We start from the raw sequence: 20,333 nt of genomic DNA on the forward strand, positions 1-20,333 counted from the left end.
AGCCCCTCCGGCTGAGCCCTGCGGCTGAGACCCCCTCTGGCCACGGCCCGCCCGCGCGGTTAGCCTGGATCGGACTCACCCGACGGAGGATGTGCATGCTGTTCGCCGCACGACGAGCCGCGCAGCATGCCGGGCAGTCGGCCGTCATCGGCATCGTCGTCGCGGTGTTCGGAGGGGCGCTCGCTGCCACCACCGCGATCGCCGACCGCACGATCGACGCGGGCACCGCGCGCATCGTCGCCGATGCCGATCCGATCGCGCAGAGCATGGTGGTCGACGCGCCGGCGGGGGCGTCCGACGCCGCGATCTCCGACGCCATCGACGCGGCCTTCGCGGGCACCGCCGTGGCCGTGCGCCGCACCACCTGGTCGACGGCCCCCAGTCCGCAGGGCGAGGTGCTGCTGCTGGCCGACCCCCACATCGCAACGGTCGCGACACTCGACTCCGGCGCATGGCCGCGCGCCGGCGCCGATGCCAACGCCGATGCCGATGCCGATGCCGACTCCGGCGCAGAGGTCGCCGTTGCCGCCGCCGCCGGCGACCTGAACCCCGCCGAGATCGGCGGCGCGCCCGTCACCATCTCCGGAACCTGGCGCGCGAACGACCCGGCCGCCGTCGCGTGGGCGGGGCATCCGTCCGTCGCATCCGGCCGCGAGGACGGCGATGTCGGGCCGGTGCTGGTCTCGTCCGGCTTCATCGCCGCGCACGGCCGCGGCGCCCGCGCCGACTGGACCATCAGTGCCGCCGGGCCGGTCGCGGCGGGAGAGGTCGCCGGCTACCGCACCGGCATCGGGCGGCTGGCGACGGCGTTCGACGATCTCGAGGGCGTCGGCGTGCGCACCAGCGGAGGGTGGGATGCCACGCTCGCCCGCGCGGGCGGCGCGGCCGCTGTCGCGCGCGGCGTGCTGTCCGTGCCCGTCGCGCTGCTGCTCGTGATGGGCGCTCTCGTGCTCGGCGTTCTCGCCCGTGCGCGCGGCGCGGCGCGCGCGGGTGACATCCGGCTGCTGACGGCCCGGGGAGCCTCGACCCGCCAGGTCGTGCGCGAAGACACCGAGGTCACCGCCGTGGTCTGCGCCGGTGCGGCGGTCGTCGCGACCGGCATCGGTCTGCTCGCGGGCAGCACGCTCGGCCACGCGCTCGCCTGGGCGGCCGCTGTGGCCGTCGCGGCGCTCGTGCTCGTCGTCGCGGTGGGCGCCTCCGCCGCGCTCGCCGAGCCGGAGGCCCGGGGCGACGTCAGCCGACGGGGACTCGCGGCCACGGCGGTGGCCGCCCTGTTCGCCGCCGTCGTCGCCGGGCTGTCGGCATGGCAGCTGCAGAGCGCGGGTCTCGCCTTCGACGGGCGGGTGGATGCCGCGGCCGCCGCCGCTCCGGCTCTCGTGGTCATCGTCGCCGCCCTGGTCATCGCGCTGCTCGCGGGACCGGCCGCCGCGGTCGGCGAGCGGCTCGCGCGCCCGGTACGGGGACTGGCCGCCGTCCTCGCGCTGCGGCGCATCGCTCGGCAGGCGTCGACCGTGGTCGCGGGCGTGCTCAGCCTGGCGCTCGCCGCGGGCGCGATCACATTCGCCGCGGTCAGCGCGGTGCGCAGTCACGACGCCGTGCACGCGCAGGTCGCCCAGGTGGTGGGCGCCGATGTGCGCGGCGTGTACGACGTGTCGCCGATCGTCGACGGCGCGAGTCCGGCGGTCTCGCCATCCGCCGTCGAGGCGCTCGCCGGTGACGGATCCGCTGCCGACGGATCCGGTGCCGACGTGTTCGCCGCGCTGCGCGCCCCGGTCACCGTCGGCCAGACCGACGCGCAGCTGGTCGCGCTCGTGCCCGACGAGCTCGCCGCGGCCACCGGCATCCCGACCGCACGGCTGAAGGGAGCGACGCCGCTCGCGCTCGACGGAGACCTCGAGGTGGATGCCGCGGCCGCCGGCACCGACAAGGCGCTGCATCCGCACGCCGCCGTGACCCTCGCGGCCTGGGTCGTCGACGCTGCGGGCGTCGCGCGCCGGGTGCCGCTGGGCGCCGTGCCGATCGACGGCACGCCCCACCGCCTGACCACCGATGTCGCCGTCGGCGACGCCCTGCTCGCGGTCGAGGCGAGCGCCGCCGACGTGCAGCCGGGGGTCGGCGTGCAGGTCACCGTGCGCAGCGGGGGTGCCGAGGTCGGCGCTCCGGTCGCGGTCGTCGTCTCTGACAGCGCGCCCACCTCGCGCACGGTCGTCGGCGAGGGGCTCGATGCGCCGCTGCCGGTCGTCGTGACCCGCACGCTGGCCGACCGGCTCGCACTGCACCCGGGTGACGGCATCTCGATCCGGCTCGGCACGATCGCCCGCGCGGTCGACGGACGGGTCGCGGCCGTGCGCGAGGGGCTCGCCGGCATCGGGTCGACCGCCGGTGTCGCCGTCGATCTGAACGGCCTGGTCGACCGTGCGCTCGCGCAGGGCGGATCGGTGCCGGCGCCGGGCGAGCTGTGGGCGCACACCGCCGATGTCGCGGCGACCTCGGCGGCGCTGCGGGCGGTCGCCGAGCGTCCGGTGCAGATCGTGACCGCGGCGTCCATCGGCAGTGCCGCCGTCATCGATCCGGTGCTGGTACTCGTCGCGGCCGGCATCGGACTCGTCGCGCTCCTGGCGGCGCTCGCGTTCGCGGCCGTGTCGGCGGGTGTCGTGCGCGCGCGCCGCGACGAGGCCGTCCCGCTGCGCTCGTTCGGCTTCACCGCCGCGCGGCAGCACGCGACCGCGGCGATCGAGCTCACCGCCGTCGCGGCGTTCGCGCTCGTGCTGGGTGCTGCCGGCGGGCTCGCGGTCGCGCTGTGGCTGGGGCCGGCGCTGACCGCCGCGCTGACGGTCGGAGGAGTGACGTGACCGGGCGGCGCGGGCTCTCGCTCGCCCTGCGCTCGGCGGCCACGAGCCCGGCCGTCTCGCTCATCGTGGTGGTGCTCACCGCCGTCATCGCGTTCGTGGGCGCCGCGGTGCCGGCCCTGCTCGACGACGCGCGCACCGCGACCGTGCAGAAGCAGCTGAGCGCCCTGCCCCGCGCCGCGCTCGACCCGACGGCGACGCTGAAGGGGGCGGCATCCCCCGACTCCACCGTCGGAGGCGACCCGTGGAGCCTCGCCGATGACACCGTCGCGGGCATCCATCGCGATCTCCCGCTGCCGCTGCGCACGGTGCTGGGCGATCCCGGCGTGGTCGTCGTGCTCGACGGGCAGGCGTCGGTGCCGACCCCGCACGTACCCGCTCCGTCGAACCGGGTCGAGGTCGCGCTCGATCCGGGTCTCGAGGGCCGCATCCGCATCGTGAGGGGGAGGATGCCGCGGACCACCGAGATCGCGACCGCCGCGCATCCGGTCGTCGAGGTCGTGCTGTCGCGAGAGGCGTCGCAGGCGCTCGACTGGCCGCTGGATCAGAAGCGCGTGCTCGACTTCACCGACCTGCCGATGACCGTGCGGCTCGTCGGGCTGTACGACGCGGTCGATCCCGAGGATCCGGCGTGGGTGCAGCGCCCGACGGGGCTGCACCCGTCGGCCGATCAGGGCGGCGGCGAACCGGTGCATCTGGCCACCGCGTACGCGTCGGCCGACATGCTCGGGGCGATCGACGTGTGGGCCGGGGCGTCGTCGACGACGGTGTGGATGCCGCTGCTCGACCACCGCGTGACCGGCGCGCAGGCGGCCGAGCTGGCGGCGCAGCTGCGCGGATTCTCGGCGTCTCCGCAGGCATTCTCCGTGCGCGGGCCCGGCATGTTCGAGCAGGGGCTCACGTTCCGCAGCTCGGCCCCGCAGGTGCTGCAGGCCGGCGCTGCGCGCGGCGACGCGATGGCCGCCGTCGCGACGCTCGCGGCGGTCGGACCTCTCGGCGTCGCCGTCGTCGCGGTGGCGATGGCGGGGCGGATGCTGGCGTCGCGCCGGGTCGGTACCGTGCGCGCCGCCCGTGCACGAGGGGCATCGCTGCGGCTGCTGACCGTGCTGCTCGGCGCCGAAGGGCTCGTGCTGGGTGCGCTCGGCGCCGCAGCGGGTGCCGTGCTCGCCGCGATCGTCATCGGGTGGGCGGGTGCGGCATCCGCCCTCGTTCCGGTCATCGTCGCGCTGACGCCGGTGATCGCGGTGCCCTCGGCCGCGCTCAACGCCGCCGCCCGGACCGCGCGGCGCGATCTCGGCGTCGCCGACCGGCCGACGCGCCGGCGCCGGCTCATCGTCGAGGCCGCGATCGTCGCGATCGCGGTCGCCGTGATCGCGGTTTCGTTGAACCGACCGGTCGGTATGGGACTGACGCCGGTGCTGCTCGCCGTTCCTCTGGCGGTCTTCGCCATCGCGTGCGTCGTCGTGCTGCGGCTGATGCCGCCGACGCTCACCGGCGTCGAGGCGCTCGTCGCACGCGGACGCGGCGTGATGGCGCTCGTGGGTCCCGCGCGCGCCCGCCGGGGCCGCACGCTGCCGATCGCGACCGTGCTCGCCGCGCTCGTGTGCGTCGCGACGGCGCTGTTCGCGGGGGTCGCGATAGCCACGATCGGCTCGGGGATCACGCAGTCGGCCCGTGCGCAGACGGGCGCCGACCTGCGCGTGAGCGGGTCGGCGCTCGACGACGATCAGGTGTCTGCGATGCGGCAGGTGACGGGGGTGGATGCCGCGGCCGCCGTCACCGGCGGAGCCTCGCTCCCCGCGCACGCGAAAGGCCGCTGGGTGACCGTCACGGTCTTCGGCGTCGACCCCGGCGAGCTCGCCGCGGTGCAACGGGGTGTCGTCGGTGCGCTGCCGCTGCCGGCGGAACTGGGTGCTGGTGCGGGGGCAGGCTCCGGTGCGGGGTCGGCCTCCGGTGCGGGGGGCTCCGGTGCGGGGGCGGGCTCTGGTGCGGGGGGCTCTGGTGCGGGGGCGGGCTCTGGTGCGGACGGGGGCGCGGGCGACGGGCCGGTGCCGGCCGTGGTCTCGGATGCGCTCGCCGACATGCTCGACGGCGGCACGCTGACGGTGCACGGCGTCGAGGTGCAGGCGGCCGCGCACACCGCGCGCGTCGCGTTCGCACCCGAGGGGCGGTGGCTGGTCGTGAGCCGCGACGATCTCACGCGCCTTCTCGGGCCCGCGCCGGGCATCGACACGGTGCTGATCGACGTCGCCGACGGTGCCGACGTGCAGCAGGTCGCGGCGTCCCTCCGCTCCCTGCTGGGTGACGACGCCCAGGTCATCGACCCCGCCGACATCGCCGCGCAGACGACCGCCGACCCCGCGATGCAGGCGGTGCGGGTGTCGCTCGTCGCGGCGCTGGCGGTCGTGACGCTGCTGCTGGTGCTCGCCGTGACGATGACACTGCTGCGGGGCGCCCCCGTGCGCGGGCGCATGCTCGGGCTGCTGGGGGCGATGGGATACCCGCGCGGGCGCGAGCTGCCGCTGGTCGCGTGGGAGGTCGCCCCGCCGCTGCTGCTCGCCCTGCCGATCGGGGTCGCCGCGGGCTTCGCGCTGCCGCCGCTGCTGCTGCCGGCGGTCGACCTGGCGCGATTCGTGGGCGGGTCCGCGACGGTGCCGATCACCGCGCCGCCGTGGCTGGCGTGGCTGACGGTGGGTGGCTACCTGCTCATCGCCGTGATCGCGGTGACCGTCGCCGCGGCCGTGGCGGCGCGGATGACCGCGATGATCGCGCTGCGGCGCATCGATGAGGAGATCGAGACATGAGCGACGAACCCGACATCGTGTGTGAGGGACTCGTGCGCATCTACACGGCGCAGGGCGTCGAGGTGCAGGCGCTGCAGGGCCTCGACCTGGTCGTGCAACCCGGCGAGATGGTGGCGCTGATCGGAGCGTCGGGCTCGGGCAAGTCGACCCTGCTGAACATCCTGTCGGGGTCCGACACGCCCAGCGCCGGGCGCGCCCGGGTCGCCGGGCACGACCTGGTCGCCATGCGCGGACGCGAGCGACTCGACTACCGGCGCGGCGTCGTGGGGTTCGTCTGGCAGCAGTCCGGGCGCAACCTGCTGCCGTACCTCTCGGGCCGCGAGAACGTCGCGATGGCACAGGACGTCGCCGGCGTCATTCCGCGCGGCGAGCGGAGGGAGCGGGTGGATGCGCTGCTCGACCAGCTCGGCGTGGCGCAGGTCGCCGATCAGCGGCCCGCGCAGCTGTCGGGCGGGCAGAAGCAGCGCGTGGCGATCGCCGTCGCGCTGGCCAACGGGCCGCGCGTGCTGCTCGCCGACGAGCCGACCGGCGAGCTCGACGAGGCCACCAGCGCCGAGGTGCTGGCGGCGATGGAGCAGGTCAACCGCGAGCACGGTGCGACGACGCTCATCGTCACCCACGACGCCGCCGTCGCCGAGCACGTCGACCGCACCGTGCGCATCCGCGACGGGCGGACCTCGACCGAGACGCTGCGTGCGACGCACACCGACGAGGCCGGACGGAAGGTGCGCGTCGCCGCCGAGTACGCCGTGCTCGACCGCGCCGGGCGCATGCAGCTGCCCGCGGAGTACGTCTCGGCGCTCGAGCTGCGCGACCGGGTGCGGCTCTCGCTCGAGCCCGACCGCATCGAGGTGCGGCCCGGGAGCGGGGCGCCTGCTCAGGTCCCTCCTGGGGATAAGGACGCCCCGGTCGCCCGGCGGGCGCAACGTGACGAAGGACCGGATGCCGCGCAGACACCCCGGCCCCCGGCATCCACCCCCGATTCCGAAACCGAGGACCCGTCATGACCGCGCTGCGCGCCACCGGGCTCACCCGCACCTACCGCACGCCCGCGAGCGCGCTGACCGCCGTCGACGCAATCGACCTCGAGGTCGCGGCGGGCGAGCTCGTCGCGATCCGGGGGCGGTCGGGCGCGGGCAAGAGCTCGCTGCTGACCATGCTCGGCGGGCTCGATGCGCCCGACGCGGGGCATGTGGAGATCGCGGGCGTCGACCTGTACGGATCAGAGGGCTCCTCGATGCTGGGCACCGAGGTCGCGAGCATCTTCCAGGGGTTCGGGCTGGTGCCGATCCTGTCGGCTGCCGAGAACGTCGAGGTGCCGCTGCGGATCCGCCGCGCCGATCCCGCCGATCGCACGCGCCGCGTCGCCGACGCGCTCGCCGCCGTGGGGCTCGCCGATCATGCCGCGCAGCGTCCGTCCGAGCTGTCGGGCGGGCAGCAGCAGCGTGTGGCCATCGCGCGGGCGCTGGTGACCGAGCCGTCCGTGCTGCTGGCCGATGAGCCGACCGGCCAGCTCGACTCCGAGACCGGAGCGCAGATCATGGCCCTGATCGCGAACCTCGTGCACGAGCGCGGCACCGCCGCCGTCGTCGCGACGCACGACCCGGCGATGCTCGCCCGTGCCGACCGGGTGCTGCAGCTGCATGACGGGCACCTGAGCACCGGGTGACGCGTTCACCTCGCAGGACGGTTTCGCGATCCCGGGCGTGTCGTGGGGGTGTGGCGGCGCTTCCTCCTGCGAGCTGAACAGGGGAGGGGCGGATGCCGCGGCCCCGGCCCGGTCGAGTCGGGATGCCGCGGGCCCGGCCCGCGACACACCCGCCCCGTCGGGCGGCGGAACGGTCGAGATGGCAGGATGCAGACGTGACCATCGGCAGCGAGGACGACCTCGACGCCCGGCTGCGTGTCGCCGCCGCGCGCGACGCCGACATGCAGCCGATCGACTGGAGCGTGCTGCCCGCCGGCGTCGAGCGCGATGAGTTCGCGGCGCCCAGCGGCGCGCTCTCGCGCATCGCGCTGGGGCCGGTCGACGGCGAGCGGGTCGTGCTCATGCCCGGCATGACCGGGTCGAAGGAGGACTTCGTGCGCGTGATGCCGCTGCTCGCGGCATCCGGATTCCGTGTCGAATCCTTCGACATGGCGGGCCAGTACGAGTCGTGCGCCGCCGGCCCAGCGCCTGGCGCGCACTACACGATGGCGCTGTTCGAAGACGATCTGCGGGCGGTGCTGGCCGCGGGCGCGCCCGCGCACCTGCTCGGATACTCCTTCGCCGGAACCGTCGCCGCCGCCGTCGCCGGCACCCACCCCGAGCTCGTGCGCAGCCTCACACTGCTGTCGACGACGCCGGTGGCGGGCCAGGCGCTGCGCGCGTTCAAGGTGCTCGGGCCGATCAGCGGTGTGCTGCCGCCGCCCGCTCTCGGACGCCTGTTCGTCTGGGTGCTGCGGCACAACCTGCACCGGGCGCCGCTCGACCGCGCCGTGTTCGTGACCACACGGTTCGACAAGACGCGCGTCGACAGCGTGGTCGACATCTTCGGCCTCATGAAGCACACGCCCGACGTCGCGCCGGCGGTGCGGGCCGGCGGCATCCCGGCCCTCGTCGTCGCCGGACGGCACGACGTCTGGCCGCTCGACGCGCATCGCGCGTTCGCCGAGCGGCTCGGCGGACGGCTCGTCATCCTCGACGCCGGACACAGCCCCTGCGAGACCGCGCCGCACCAGCTCGCGGAGGCCATGACCGACTTCTTCGCCGCCGGCCGCTGACGCGGGGCGGATGCCGCGGCCCGCGCGTGCGCGGCGTGAACGCCGTGCCGGGCCCCGGCCAACGTCCTCGCCCGGTCCTGTTTGTTCGGCAGTCAGCTTCTGCAGCCCTGACGCAGGCGAAGTCGCCGAAACTGACTGCCGAACGGGAGAGCCACTTGTTCAGCAGTCGGTATCTGCAGGCCGCGCGCTCCGACGCTCGCGGATACTGACTGTTGAACGAGGGGTGGATGCCGCGGCCCGCGCCTTCCGCGCCTTCCGCGCGGCCCGCGGCATCCACCCCCAGGTTCGGTCGTCGCGGACTACCGTCTCTCCGCGCCAGAGCCGTCATTCGTGACGACCGAACGCGAGCGCCGGCGGGCCCGCAGCGCCCAGCGGCGGCGACGTCGGCGCTCCCACCAGCCGATCTCGCCCCAGTTCAGCGCGATGTCGTGGAACGCCCACGACGCCCGGCGCTTGAACCCCGCCACGTTCTGGAACGGCCGCGCCGACACGCCCACGTGCAGCTCGGCGTCGTACTCCACGCGCATGTCGGCGTCGAGCGTCATCGTGATCTCGAGGTCGTCGTGCACGTGCGGGTCGTCGAGATGCACCCGGTCGCGGATGCGCTCCCACACCGTGCGGCGCAGCGCGAAGTTCGACCCGAACACGGGCTGCTGCCCGGCCATGATGCCGATGAACCAGAAGTATCCGCCGAGGTAGACATGCCCGCCGACCCATCGCCAGAAGCGTCCGGCGCCGTAGAACTCTCCGGTTCCGGTGAGGCCGGCCAGCTCGGCGTCGGCGTCGAAGCGCGCAGCGACACGGGCGGTCCAGTGCGGATCGGGGCGGGAATCGGCATCCAGCCTCCCGATCACGTCGCCGGTCGCGGCATCGAACCCGGCGGCCGTCGCACGCAGCACGCCGCGGCGCGGCTCCGACACGACGCGTGCTCCTGCCGCGACCGCGACGGCGACGGTGTCGTCGGTCGAGCCGTTGTCGACGACGATGATCTCGTCGGGCGCCCGCGTCTGCGCGGCCAGGTGCCGCAGGCACTCGCGCAGCATGTCGGCATCGTTCAGCGACGGGACGACGACGCTCACGGTGCTCATCGTCGTCAGCCTACGGGCATCGGGCGGGGCGCGGGAGTACCGGCCCTTCGTCTCGCCACCGCACGGCTCGCTGAGCAGCCGGGCCGTCCTTATCCCCAGGAGTGTCCGGCCCCTCGTCTTGCCACTGCACGACCCAGGAGCCTCCGGCCGGCCGTCGCGTCGCCCAGCGCCCCGCAACCGCAAGCGGCCCGGGGACTCCATGCACGGGAATACATCCACTCCGCCCTGGGTTGCCGCCTGCGGAGGAACACCTTGGACTACGGACACCCGCTGCGCTTCGGCGTCTTCATCACCCCCGCGAACGCGCAGCCGCAGGCGCCGGTCGCGCTCGCGCGCCACGCCGAGGCGTCGGGTCTCGATCTCGTGACCTTCCAGGACCACCCGTACCAGCCGGCGTTCCTCGACACGTGGACGCTGCTGTCGTACGCGGCGGCGCAGACCGAGAGCATCCATCTCGCCCCCAACGTGCTGAACCTGCCGCTGCGTCCGCCGCTCGTGCTCGCACGCGCGGCGGCCAGCCTCGACCTGCTCAGCGGCGGACGCCTCGACCTCGGCCTGGGCTCGGGCGCGTTCTGGGACGCCATCGAGGCCATGGGCGGGCGCCGGCTGACCCCCGGCCAGGCCGTGTCGGCGCTCGAAGAGGCTATCGGACTGATCCGGCAGACGTGGGATGCCGCGGCCCGCGGCGGTGTCTTCGATGAGGGCGCCTACTACTCGGCGCGCGGGGCGAAGCGCGGCCCGCGGCCGGCGCACGACATCCCGATCTGGCTCGGTGCGTACAAGCCGCGGATGCTCGCGCTCACCGGGCGGCTCGCCGACGGCTGGCTGCCCTCGCACGGCTACCTGAAGCCCGGCGACCTCGCCGCCGGCAACGCGCGCATCGACGATGCCGCCGCCGGTGTCGGGCGCGATCCACACGAGATCCGCCGGCTGCTGAACATCGGCGGACCGTCCGGCGATGTTCGCGGCTGGATCGAGCAGCTCGCGCAGCTGACCCTCGACGACGGCATCGGCACGTTCATCCTCGCCGCCGACGATCCGGGCTCGGTCCAGGCGTTCGGCGAGGAGATCGCCCCCGCCGTGCGCGAGCTCGTCGCCCACGAACGGGCCGACCGTGGCACGACGCCGGCAACGACGCGCTCGGCCTCAGCGCTCGCCGCACGCCGCACCGGCATCGCCTACGACGACGTTCCCGCCGGCCTGCACGCCGTCGAGCCCGGCGACTTCGACTACGCCGACGTGCAGTCGACATACATGCGCGGCGGCGAGCCCGGCATCGTCCTGCAGCCCGACTCGCCGTCGCAGGTGGCGGCCGCGCTCGCGTTCGCGCGGCGGCATCCCGATCTCCCGCTCGCCGTGCGCAGCGGGGGCCATGGCATCTCCGGCCGCTCCACGAACGACGGCGGCATCGTCATCGACCTGCGGCGTCTGAACGACATCGAGGTCATCGACAAGGCCCGGCGCCTGGTGCGCATCGGCCCCGGCGCCCGCTGGATGGAGGTCGCCGCCGTCCTCGCCGAGCACGGCTGGGCGCTCAGCTCGGGCGACTACGGCGCCGTCGGCGTCGGCGGCCTGGCCACCGCGGGCGGCATCGGCTGGCTCGCCCGCGAGCACGGACTGACGATCGACCACGTGCGCGCGGTCGAGGTCGTGCTCGCCGACGGCACGATCGAGCGGGTGGATGCCGCGACCGACGCCGCGCTCTTCTGGGCGATGCGCGGCGCGGGAGCGAACATGGGCATCGCGACGTCGTTCGAGTTCGAGGTCGACGAGGTCGGCCCGCTCGGGTTCGCGCGGCTGGTGTTCGACGCGTCCGACACCGCCGACTTCCTCGTGAACTGGGGGCGGATCGTGCAGGCGGCGCCCCGCGAGGTCACGAGCTTCCTCATCATGGGGCCGCGCCGCCCCCGGCAACCGCAGGTCGCGCACGTCATGGCCATGGTCGACCGGTCCGAGCCCGACGACATCGTCGCGCTGCTGCAGCCGTTCGCACAGCTCGGGCCGCTGCTCGACCAGCAGGTGCAGCTGACCTCGTACGCGCAGGTCATGACGAACGCCGACATCGGTCCGCAGCACGGCGCGGGCGAGCCCCTGGCGCGCTCGGCGCAGCTCGACGAGATCACGCCGGAGGCGGCATCCATCATCGAGGGGATGCTGGATGCCGGCGACTCTTACTTCTTCCAGCTCCGGTCGGTCGGGGGTGCGGTGGCCGACGTGCCCGACGATGCCACCGCTTATGCGCACCGGCAGGCCGCGTTCTCTGCCGTCGCGTTCGGCGCCGATCCGGTGCGGCTCGACGCGCACTGGGGCGAGCTCGCGGCGCACTCCCGCGGCGTCTACCTGAGCTTCGACTCGACGCTGCGGCCCGAGCGCATCGGCGAGGCGTTCCCGCCCGCGCACCTCGCGCGACTGCGGGCGGTCAAGGCGCGAGTCGACCCCGACGGCGTGTTCTCCGACAACTTCGCGATCCCGCCCGAGGAGGGCGTGACGGGCTGAGCCCGCCCGGTCGCCCCGCGAGCCGTGGGCGAGTCGAAACGCGCGATACTCAGCGCGCGGCGTCGGAGAGGTGCCGGCTGTTGTGGCCGAGCACCTTGACCATCACGCCGCGGCGGCGCAGCTCGGCGAGCGTGCGGCTCTCCTCATCGCGCGAGCGGCCGAGCGCGTGGATGCTCGCGACGACCACGACATCGCCGTTCTGCAGCGTGCCGAACAGGCGGACGAGGCGCTCTTCCCAGCTCTCGAGGGTTTCGGGGGCCGGATGCCGGAACCCCTCGATCGGCACGCCGAAACGCGTCAGGTCGTCACGCTGCTCTTTGATCGACGGCATGTCGTCGCGGGCGACGACGACGCCGACCAGGCGCGATCCGTTCGGGCGCGCCTGCCACCAGTCGTGGTCGTTCTGCAGCTGCTCGAAGCACTCCGGGCACTCAGCAGCGACGTGCTCCGGACCAGGCGTGCTCTCGTTCATCCCTCTATTCTCACCCGAACCACCGACACTCGCGGTCTCTCACTCGTCTTCGAGTCGCAGACGCAGGCTCATCTCGTCGGCGTCGAGCTCGGCCAGGGCGTGCCGCAGGGTCGCCGAGCTGTACGTGCCGCCGTGCGAGAGGGTCGCCAGCGACCGGCGCATGGCGGTGATCGAGATGAGCCGCAGCTCGAGCATCTCGCGGGCGTACGACGAGCGGTCGTCGTCGGGCGGCGCGCTCATCTGCTCGCGCATGCGCTCGGTCAGCCGCGGGGTGAACGGGGTGCCGTCGTGCTTGCGCAGCTCGGTCGAGCTCAGCGCCTGCGCGCTCGCGGCCCGCAGATCCGCGTCGAGGCGCGCCTTCTCGCCGGCCAGCGGGGACTCCTCGCCGGTGTTCGCGAGCCCGAGGATGCGCACGACCCACGGCAGCGTGAACCCCTGCAGCATGAGGCTGATCAGCGCGACCAGGAACGCGATGAACACGAGCAGCGCACGGTGCTCGATGCCCTCGCGCGGCAGGGTCTGGGCGGCCGCGAGCGTGACGACACCGCGCATGCCCGCCCACACCAGGATCGTCCCGTTGCGCCAGCCCACCGGCTGCGCCTGGTAGTAGTCGAAGTCGGCGAGCATCCGGTCGACGCGACTGCGCATCGACTCCATGCGTCGCTGCTGGCGGGCCGAGTCCGACGGCATCCCCGGTCCCTCCGGGAAGGGCACGCTGCCGTCCTCGATGGCGTCGAGTCGTTCGCTGAAGTGCTCGAGCCGGCCGCGGTCGATGCGCCCCGCACGTCGCGATTGCCCCCACACGACGATCGACACGTACGCGGTGCGCACGAGCAGCACGATCGCGAGGGCGACCAGCGCCAGCCAGAGCCCCTGCCAGACGGCCAGCCCGAACGAGCCCACGTCGGCGATGGTCTGCTCGAGGATGTCGCGCAGCTCGAGCCCCATCACCAGGAACACCGCGCCCTCGAGCACCTGCTCGATCGTGCGCCAGTTGAGGTTGTCGCTCAGCCGCTGCTCGGGCAGCAGGCGGCGGCGGGCGCCCTGGCCTGCCACGATGCCCGCGACGACCGCGGCCACCAGGCCCGAACCACCCAGGTGCTCGGTCGGCAGGTACGCGAGGAAGGGAGCGCAGAAGCTGATCGCCGTGTTGGCGGCGGCGCCGCCGATCCACTCGCGCAGCAGCAGCACGACCCAGCCGACGACGGCGCCCACGATGAGGGCGGCGATCACACCCCAGGCGAAGGTGCCGATCGCACCCCACACCGAGAAGCCGCCGGCGATGGCGGCAACTGCGGTGCGCAGCAGCACGAGGGCGGTCGCGTCGTTCAGCAGGCTCTCGCCCTCGAGCATCGTGACGACGCGTGGCGAGATGCCGAGCCGCTTCGCGATCGAGGTGGCCACGGCATCCGTCGGCGACAGGATGGCGCCCAGGGCGATGCCCACCGGCAGGGTCACGCTCGGGATGACGAGCCAGAAGAACACGCCGAGCACGAGGGCGCTGACCAGCACGAGGATGACGGCCATTCCGGCGATCGGCGAGAAGTCCCGTCGGAACTCGATCGCGGGAAGCTTCACGGCCGCCGAGTACAGCAGGGGCGGCAGCACGCCGACGAGGATCCATTCCGGTGGGATCGGCGGGATGTCGACGAACGGCAGCGCCGAGATGACGAGGCCCACGGCGACCAGCAGCAGGGGACCGGCCACGCCCAGTCGCTGTGCGAGCGTGTTGATCACCACGATGACGATCACGCCGGCGACCGCGATGATGAGTCCGAGCATCAGGGGGTCTTCCATCGTGTCCTCCTCGCGACGGCGGGTGTGGGCGGGGCGTGCGCGAGGCGCGTCTCGGGGCAGGAACCGCCGGAGGAATATCCACCGATCACGCGTATGCGCGCGTCGGCATCCTCGCTCCGGCGGTGCGCTCGCGATAACGTTATCGCATGGCGTTCAACGGAAACTCTGAACGTCGGGGGGAAATGTGAGCGGTCCGAAACGACTGGACGATGTCCTGTATCCGGACATCGAACCGTACGACAGCGGGATGCTGCTGGTCGGCGACGGGCATCGCGTGTACTGGGAGCAGAGCGGGAATCCCGAGGGAAAGCCCGTCGTCTTCCTGCACGGCGGCCCGGGCGCCGGCACGTCGGCCTGGCATCGGCGCTTCTTCGATCCGGAGCGCTACCGCATCATCCTGCTCGACCAGCGCGGCTGCGGCCGATCGACGCCGCATGTGTCCGCACCCGACGCGGACCTGCGGCACAACACCACGTGGCATCTCGTGGCCGACCTCGAGCTGCTGCGCAAGAACCTCGGCATCGACCGGTGGCTCGTCTTCGGCGGGTCGTGGGGCAGCGCGCTCGCGCTCGCATACGCGCAGGCGCATCCGTCGTCGGTGAGCGAGATCGTGCTGCGCGGCGTCTTCACGCTGCAGCGGCATGAGCTCGAGTGGTTCTACGAGGGCGGGGCGTCGGCACTGTTCCCCGACCGGTGGGAGGAATTCATCGCCCCGATCCCGGTGCTCGAGCGCTCGCGCATGATCGAGGCGTACCACCGGCGGCTGGCCGACCCCGACCCCGCCGTGCACGTGCCGGCCGCGGTGGCGTGGTCGCGCTGGGAGGCCGAGACGATCTCGCTGCTGCCCGACGAGGAGAAGGTGGCCGAGGCGATCGAGCCCGACCACGCCGTCGCGTTCGCGCGCATCGAGAACCACTACTTCCTCAACCGCGGATGGTTCGGCGACCGTCAGCTCATCGACGGGGTGACGCCGCTGCGCGGCATCCCGGCCGTCATCGTCCAGGGCCGCTACGACGTGTGCACCCCGATGATGACCGCGTGGGAGCTGCACCGTGCCTGGCCGGAGGCCGAGTTCGTCGTGGTGGATGACGCGGGTCACGCCGCGAGCGAGCCCGGCATCGCGCGGGCGCTGCGCGCCGCGACCGACCGCTTCGCCGGCGCTTCCTGACGGGCGGGCTCGCGCGCGCCCGGCTAGAGCAGCTCTGCCACTGCGTCGCGCTCGGCGAGCAGCTCGGCGACCGACGCGTCGATGCGCGTGCGTGCCCGGGCGTTCACGTCCAGTCCCTCGACGATGCGGTAGCCCGAGCCGTCGCTGGTGACTGGGAACGACGACACCAGACCCTCGGGCACGCCGTACTCGCCGTGTGAGACGACGGCGGCCGACGTCCAGCCGGCGTCGGCGGGGCGGCCGAGCATCCAATCCCGCACGTGGTCGATCGTCGCGTTCGCAGCCGAGGCGACCGACGACGACCCGCGCACCTCGATGATCTCGGCACCGCGCTTCGCGACCCGGGGCACGAACTCGTCGTCGAGCCAGCGGGCGGCGTTCTCGGCGCCGCCGAAGCGCGCGGCGAGGGCCTCGACAACGGGCGCCCCGTCGACCGTCGCGTGCGCGATGTCGGGGAACTGCGAGGCGGAGTGGTTGCCCCAGATCGCCACATCGCGGATCGCGCCGGCGCTCGCATCGAGTGCCGCGGCGAGCTGGCCGACGGCACGGTTGTGGTCGAGGCGGGTGAGCGCGGTGAACCGGTCGTCGGGCAGCTCGGGCGCCGACGCGCGCGCGATGAGGGCGTTCGTGTTCGCCGGGTTGCCGACGACCACGACCCGCACGCCCGGGGAGGCATGCTCCTGGATCGCCGCGCCCTGCGGCCCGAAGATCCCGGCGTTCGCGGCCAGCAGGTCGGCGCGCTCCATGCCTGGCCCGCGCGGCCGTGACCCGACCAGCAGCGCGATGTCGCATCCGTCGAAGCCGATCGCCGGGTCGTCGGTGACCTCGACGCCGCGCAGCAGGGGGAAGGCGCCGTCCTGCAGCTCGAGCGCCGCGCCCTCGGCCGATCTCAGCCCCTGCGGGATCTCGAGCAGCCGCAGCCGCACCTCGCGGTCGGGGCCGAGCAGGTCGCCCGCCGCGATGCGGAAGAGCAGGGCATAGCCGATCTGGCCGCCCGCGCCGGTGATGGTCACGGTGACAGGTGTCTGCGCCATGCTCTGAGCCTAGACGGCGGGGCGCGTCTGCCGGCGGCGGTGTTCCGAACTCATTGAATCCGGTGGGTGGATGCCGCGCAGCGGCCCTTCTGGAGCATTCGAGGCGCGGAATGGCTGAGTTCTGAACGAGCTCAGCGCGCCGACAGCCCCCGGATCAGGTCCGCCGCGACCTCGCCGATCACGATCGCGGGCGCGTTCGTGTGCCCGCGGATGATCTGCGGCATCACCGACGCGTCGGCCACGCGCAGTCCCTCGATCCCGCGCACGCGCAGCTCGGGGTCGACGACGGATGCGGCATCCGCCCCCATCCGCGCCGTGCCGACCGGGTGGTACAGCGTGTGCGAATAGCGGCGCAGCGACAGCTCGGCGCGCTCGGCGGCGCTCATGCGCTCGCCGCCGGCCGGCTGCACCCAGGCGCCGGTCGTGACGGCGCGCAGCGCTGCGGTGTCGATGAGCCGCTCGCAGACCTCCAGGCCCGCGCGCAGCGTCTCGGCGTCGGCCGGGTCCGACAGATACCCGGGGTCGATGAGCGGCTTGTCGGCCGGATCGGCCGAGGCCAGCCGCACCGTGCCGCGACTGCGCGGCTGCAGCAGGATCGCCCCGACCGTGATGCCTTCGCCCGGCAGCGGCACGAGGCCTTCGCCGACGTACGGGGCCGCGGCGAAGATGATCTCGATGTCGGGCAGTCCGTCGCCGCCGTCGGTGCGCACGAATCCGTAGGCCTCGGCAACGTTCGAGGTGAGCATGCCGCGGCGCTGCGTGAGGTAGCGCACGAGCTCGATCGGCTTCTCGGCGTTGTAGAGGGTGCCGCCCTGGGCGGCGGGCGCGAGCCCGGCCACGAGATGGTCCTGCAGGTTCGCGCCGACTTCGGGAGCGTCGACGAACGGGTGGATGCCGCGATCCTGCAGGTGATCGGCGGGACCGATGCCGCTCAGTTGCAGCAGCTGGGGCGTGTTCACGGCTCCGCCGCAGAGGATCACCTCGCGCCGCGCGACCGCATGCCGGGTCACGCCGTCGATCTCGACGTAGACGCCGGTGGTGCGGGTGCCGTCGAACGTCACGCGCCGCACGAGGGCGTTGGTGATCACGCGCAGGTTGCGTCGGCGGGATGCCGACCGCAGATACGCGTCGGCGGTCGAGGCCCGCGCGCCCCGGTCGTGCGTGACCATCGTCTGCGAGAAGCCCTGCGCGTCGGGCAGGTTCGCCGGCGTGACCGGGTAGCCGGCCTCCCGCGCGGCGTTCAGGAAGGCGGCCGTGTGCGGGCGCGGATCGCGCTGATGCTCGACGTGCTGCGGGCCCGCGGTGCCCTGGGTCTCATCGGCGGCGTCCTGCGTGTTCTCGACGCGGCGGAAGTAGGGGGCCAGGCCCTCCCACGACCAGCGGGGGCCCGCGGCATCCCCCCACGCGTCGTAGTCGGCGGCGAAGCCCCGGATCCACATCATGGCGTTCAGCGACGACGACCCGCCGAGGGTCTTTCCGCGCGGCCAGTAGACCGTGCGGCCCTCGAGGTGTTCCTGCGGCACGGTGTCGTAGTTCCAGTCGTACGGCCCGCGGAACAGCTTCGAGAACGCGGCCGGCACGTGCAGCTCGAGCGCCTTGTCGGGTCCGCCGGCCTCGAGCAGCAGCACGTCTGTGTGCGGGTCCTCGCTCAGACGTGCGGCCAGCGCGGCACCGGCCGATCCCGCGCCGACGACGATGTAGTCGGCGTGGAGGGGACGGCTCACGAACGCATCGCCTTCGTGAGGGTGGCCACCAGTCCCGGCACGCTGTGGTTCATGTCCCACCGGGTGAGGCCCTCGCTCACCGCGGTGCCGGTGCGCGCGTCGACGAACCACGGCGGCTTGGGCAGCACCGAGAAGCGGTTGCGTCCGCCCAGCGACCGCGGGAACGGCCGGAACGGCCCGCGCATGATCGAGCGCTCGACGTGGTCGAGCAGCGACGTGTTGTGCACGATGCCGATGCCGCTGGAGACGTCCTCGAGCGTCGCGCCGGGGAACGCGCCCCACGACAGCACCGGCGTGGCGAAGACGATGCCGGTCCAGGCGTTGATCGCGATGCCGCCGTAGCGCAGGTCGGCGATCGCGCGTTCGAAGCCGTCGCCCAGCGCGTGCTCGGTGTCGGGGTCGATCAGCACGTTGGCGCCGAGCGTTCCGGCGAGCCGGTCGTTGGCGTGCGCGACGGCCGCGTCGAGGAACTCCTGCCCGTTGCCGGGCAGTTCGACCACGCCGAGCACGGGGGAGAAGTACTCGGTCGTCTCCAGGGCGGTCGCGTCGTCGCCGGCGCCGATCTCGACGAGCGCGCGGGTGTGTTCCGCCGTCCACTCGGCATCGGGATAGGCGGTGGATGCCGCGGCCAGCTTGCCCTTGCTGTTCGGGTACCAGACGGGTCGCTGCGGGGCGTCCGCATACGCGGCGCGCAGTGCCTGCAAGAACTCAGCGCGCTGCGCCCAGTCGCGGCTCATGATCACGACTTGACCGGCGATGCAGTTGTGCCCGCTGTTGTGCAGGCGCATCGTGACGATGTGCGACGCCTGGTACGCCAGATCGGCCTTCGACCAGCGGCCGGGCACCACGATGATCGGCGAGACGCCGCCGAGCTCGGCGGTGATGGGGGTCGTGAGCTTCGGGTCGGAGGCCTCGCGACGCCGGGCGGCCTCGGCGCCCGTGCCCCAGACGATGGCGTCGAACGTGGTCGCCGCCCCGGTGATGTGCACGTGGCTGAAGGCCTCGTGCCCGGTCAGGTAGGCGCCGACGTCGCCGGCGCCGCGCACGATGCGCAGGAAGCCGGGCTCGATCAGCGGCGCCAGCGCCCGCTCGTAGATGGGCACGAGAGCGTCCTGCGTCGGATTGACCTTCAGCACGCTGACGCGGTTCGCCGCCAGCAGCTCGTAGAACACGTCGAGCACCGGGATCGCCGTGATGTTGCCGGCGCCCAGCACGAGCCCCACGGTGGCGGAATCGTCGGGATGCCGCTGCCCCAGCCCCGCGTCGCTGCGCGCCTGCGCGCCGCTGACACCCGGTGCGAACCAGACCTCTCCGGTGAAGCCCGAGAGCAGGATGCGGTCCATCCCCTCGGCCGGGAAGACGTGCGCCCGCACCCGGTCGCCGGGCGCGGCATCCATCCGCACGCCGTTCAGCGGGCTCGTGCCGGACTCGAGCCGCCGCAGCGTCGCGATGTAGCCGTCGATGGCCTCGAGCACCGCGTAGGGTCCGGCGAGCCACTCCTCGCCGAACAGCGGGTTGGACTCGTCGAGCCCCTTCGAGTGTGCGGCCGCCGTCGCCCATTCCTCGGAGCACGCAACGACCGCGGCGCGCACGCGCTCGAACAGCCGCGCGCGCTGGTCGAGCGTGAGCAGGCCCCACGCGCGGGCGCCGGTCTGCACGGCGCCGATCGCCTGGTCGAGCGCCGCGCGGATCTCGTCCGGAAGGACGGGGGATGCCGCGGCCTTGGCCTTCGGTGCGGGCTTCGCTTTTGGTGCGGGCTTCGCCTTCGCCGGAGCCTTCGCCGGGGCTTTCGCCTTCGGAGCCGGCTTGGGCCCGGACTTCGCAGCCGTCTTCGGTTTTGCGGCCGCAGAGTTGGTCGCCTCGGCGGGCGTTCCGGCGGTGCTCTTCGCGGCCCTCCTGGGGATAAGGACACCTTCTGCTGTGTCCTTATCCCCAGGAGGGACAGACAACGCCGGGTCTGTGGCCGCAGGAGTCGGGGTCGACGCGCCTGTGGCTGTGTCCTTATCCCCAGGAGGGGCCGACACAGCCGTGTCGGTAGGCGCGGACGTCGGGGTCGACGCGGCGCTGACGGCCTCGTCGGGCGACTGGTCGGGGCTGGTGTCGGCTGACGGCACGTCGCTCTCCTTCGGGCGGGGTTT

The 20,333-nt window shown here is 73.5% G+C and carries 13 protein-coding genes; 7 read left to right on the forward strand and 6 right to left on the reverse strand.

Annotated elements, in window-relative coordinates; genetic code table 11:
• Nucleotides 1–95: 95 nt before the first annotated feature.
• The 5 genes from ABMQ42_RS02850 to ABMQ42_RS02870 all read left to right on the forward strand — a co-directional run bounded on the left by ABMQ42_RS02850 (nucleotide 96) and on the right by ABMQ42_RS02870 (nucleotide 8,416).
• Complete coding sequence (locus tag ABMQ42_RS02850) at nucleotides 96–2,852, forward strand: hypothetical protein (protein WP_349721248.1); 2,757 nt, start codon at nucleotides 96–98, stop codon at nucleotides 2,850–2,852.
• The gene (locus ABMQ42_RS02855) at nucleotides 2,849–5,653 is read left to right on the forward strand and encodes an FtsX-like permease family protein (RefSeq protein ID WP_349721249.1); all 2,805 of its coding nucleotides are present in this window, start codon (nucleotides 2,849–2,851) and stop codon (nucleotides 5,651–5,653) included. Before ABMQ42_RS02850 ends, ABMQ42_RS02855 begins: the two co-directional genes overlap by 4 nt.
• Nucleotides 5,650–6,660 carry an ABC transporter ATP-binding protein gene (locus ABMQ42_RS02860; RefSeq protein WP_349721250.1) on the forward strand — a complete coding sequence of 337 codons (1,011 nt, stop codon included), beginning with the start codon at nucleotides 5,650–5,652 and terminating at the stop codon, nucleotides 6,658–6,660. The genes ABMQ42_RS02855 and ABMQ42_RS02860 overlap by 4 nt, the downstream gene beginning before the upstream one ends.
• Nucleotides 6,657–7,322 carry an ABC transporter ATP-binding protein gene (locus ABMQ42_RS02865; RefSeq protein ID WP_349721251.1) on the forward strand — a complete coding sequence of 222 codons (666 nt, stop codon included), beginning with the start codon at nucleotides 6,657–6,659 and terminating at the stop codon, nucleotides 7,320–7,322. The genes ABMQ42_RS02860 and ABMQ42_RS02865 overlap by 4 nt, the downstream gene beginning before the upstream one ends.
• 194 nt (nucleotides 7,323–7,516) lie before the next feature.
• A complete protein-coding gene (locus tag ABMQ42_RS02870; RefSeq protein WP_349721252.1) occupies nucleotides 7,517–8,416 on the forward strand; it encodes an alpha/beta fold hydrolase in 900 nt (299 codons plus the stop codon).
• 299 nt (nucleotides 8,417–8,715) lie between these two features.
• Here the strand turns inward: ABMQ42_RS02870 and ABMQ42_RS02875 are convergent, their stop codons facing one another.
• Nucleotides 8,716–9,504 carry a glycosyltransferase family 2 protein gene (locus ABMQ42_RS02875; protein WP_349721254.1) on the reverse strand — a complete coding sequence of 263 codons (789 nt, stop codon included), beginning with the start codon at nucleotides 9,502–9,504 and terminating at the stop codon, nucleotides 8,716–8,718.
• A gap of 252 nt (nucleotides 9,505–9,756) precedes the next feature.
• Between ABMQ42_RS02875 and ABMQ42_RS02880 the strand changes: the two genes are divergently transcribed.
• Complete coding sequence (locus ABMQ42_RS02880) at nucleotides 9,757–12,000, forward strand: LLM class flavin-dependent oxidoreductase (protein WP_349721255.1); 2,244 nt, start codon at nucleotides 9,757–9,759, stop codon at nucleotides 11,998–12,000.
• 49 nt (nucleotides 12,001–12,049) lie between these two features.
• Here the strand turns inward: ABMQ42_RS02880 and ABMQ42_RS02885 are convergent, their stop codons facing one another.
• A complete protein-coding gene (locus ABMQ42_RS02885; protein WP_349721257.1) occupies nucleotides 12,050–12,472 on the reverse strand; it encodes a recombinase family protein in 423 nt (140 codons plus the stop codon).
• Nucleotides 12,473–12,511: 39 nt separating this feature from the next.
• Nucleotides 12,512–14,269, reverse strand: coding sequence for a cation:proton antiporter (locus ABMQ42_RS02890; protein ID WP_349721258.1), 1,758 nt, complete (start codon nucleotides 14,267–14,269; stop codon nucleotides 12,512–12,514).
• Nucleotides 14,270–14,453: 184 nt separating this feature from the next.
• On the opposite strand from ABMQ42_RS02890, the gene pip reads away from it, so the two are divergent.
• Complete coding sequence (pip, locus tag ABMQ42_RS02895) at nucleotides 14,454–15,437, forward strand: prolyl aminopeptidase (protein ID WP_349721259.1); 984 nt, start codon at nucleotides 14,454–14,456, stop codon at nucleotides 15,435–15,437.
• Between the two features lie 23 nt (nucleotides 15,438–15,460).
• On the opposite strand, the gene ABMQ42_RS02900 is transcribed toward pip, so the two are convergent.
• From ABMQ42_RS02900 to ABMQ42_RS02910, 3 genes are all read right to left on the reverse strand, one after another.
• Nucleotides 15,461–16,471: a malate dehydrogenase gene (locus tag ABMQ42_RS02900; protein WP_349721260.1), complete on the reverse strand. Its 1,011-nt coding sequence runs from the start codon at nucleotides 16,469–16,471 to the stop codon at nucleotides 15,461–15,463.
• 131 nt (nucleotides 16,472–16,602) lie between these two features.
• Nucleotides 16,603–18,195, reverse strand: a complete 1,593-nt coding sequence (locus ABMQ42_RS02905) for a GMC family oxidoreductase (RefSeq protein WP_349721261.1) — start codon at nucleotides 18,193–18,195, stop codon at nucleotides 16,603–16,605.
• The gene (locus tag ABMQ42_RS02910; RefSeq protein ID WP_349721263.1) at nucleotides 18,192–20,144 is read right to left on the reverse strand and encodes an aldehyde dehydrogenase family protein; all 1,953 of its coding nucleotides are present in this window, start codon (nucleotides 20,142–20,144) and stop codon (nucleotides 18,192–18,194) included. Before ABMQ42_RS02910 ends, ABMQ42_RS02905 begins: the two co-directional genes overlap by 4 nt.
• Nucleotides 20,145–20,333: the final 189 nt, after the last annotated feature.

Origin of the sequence: Microbacterium sp. KR10-403, assembly GCF_040196215.1 — a bacterium.
Taxonomy (GTDB): domain Bacteria; phylum Actinomycetota; class Actinomycetes; order Actinomycetales; family Microbacteriaceae; genus Microbacterium.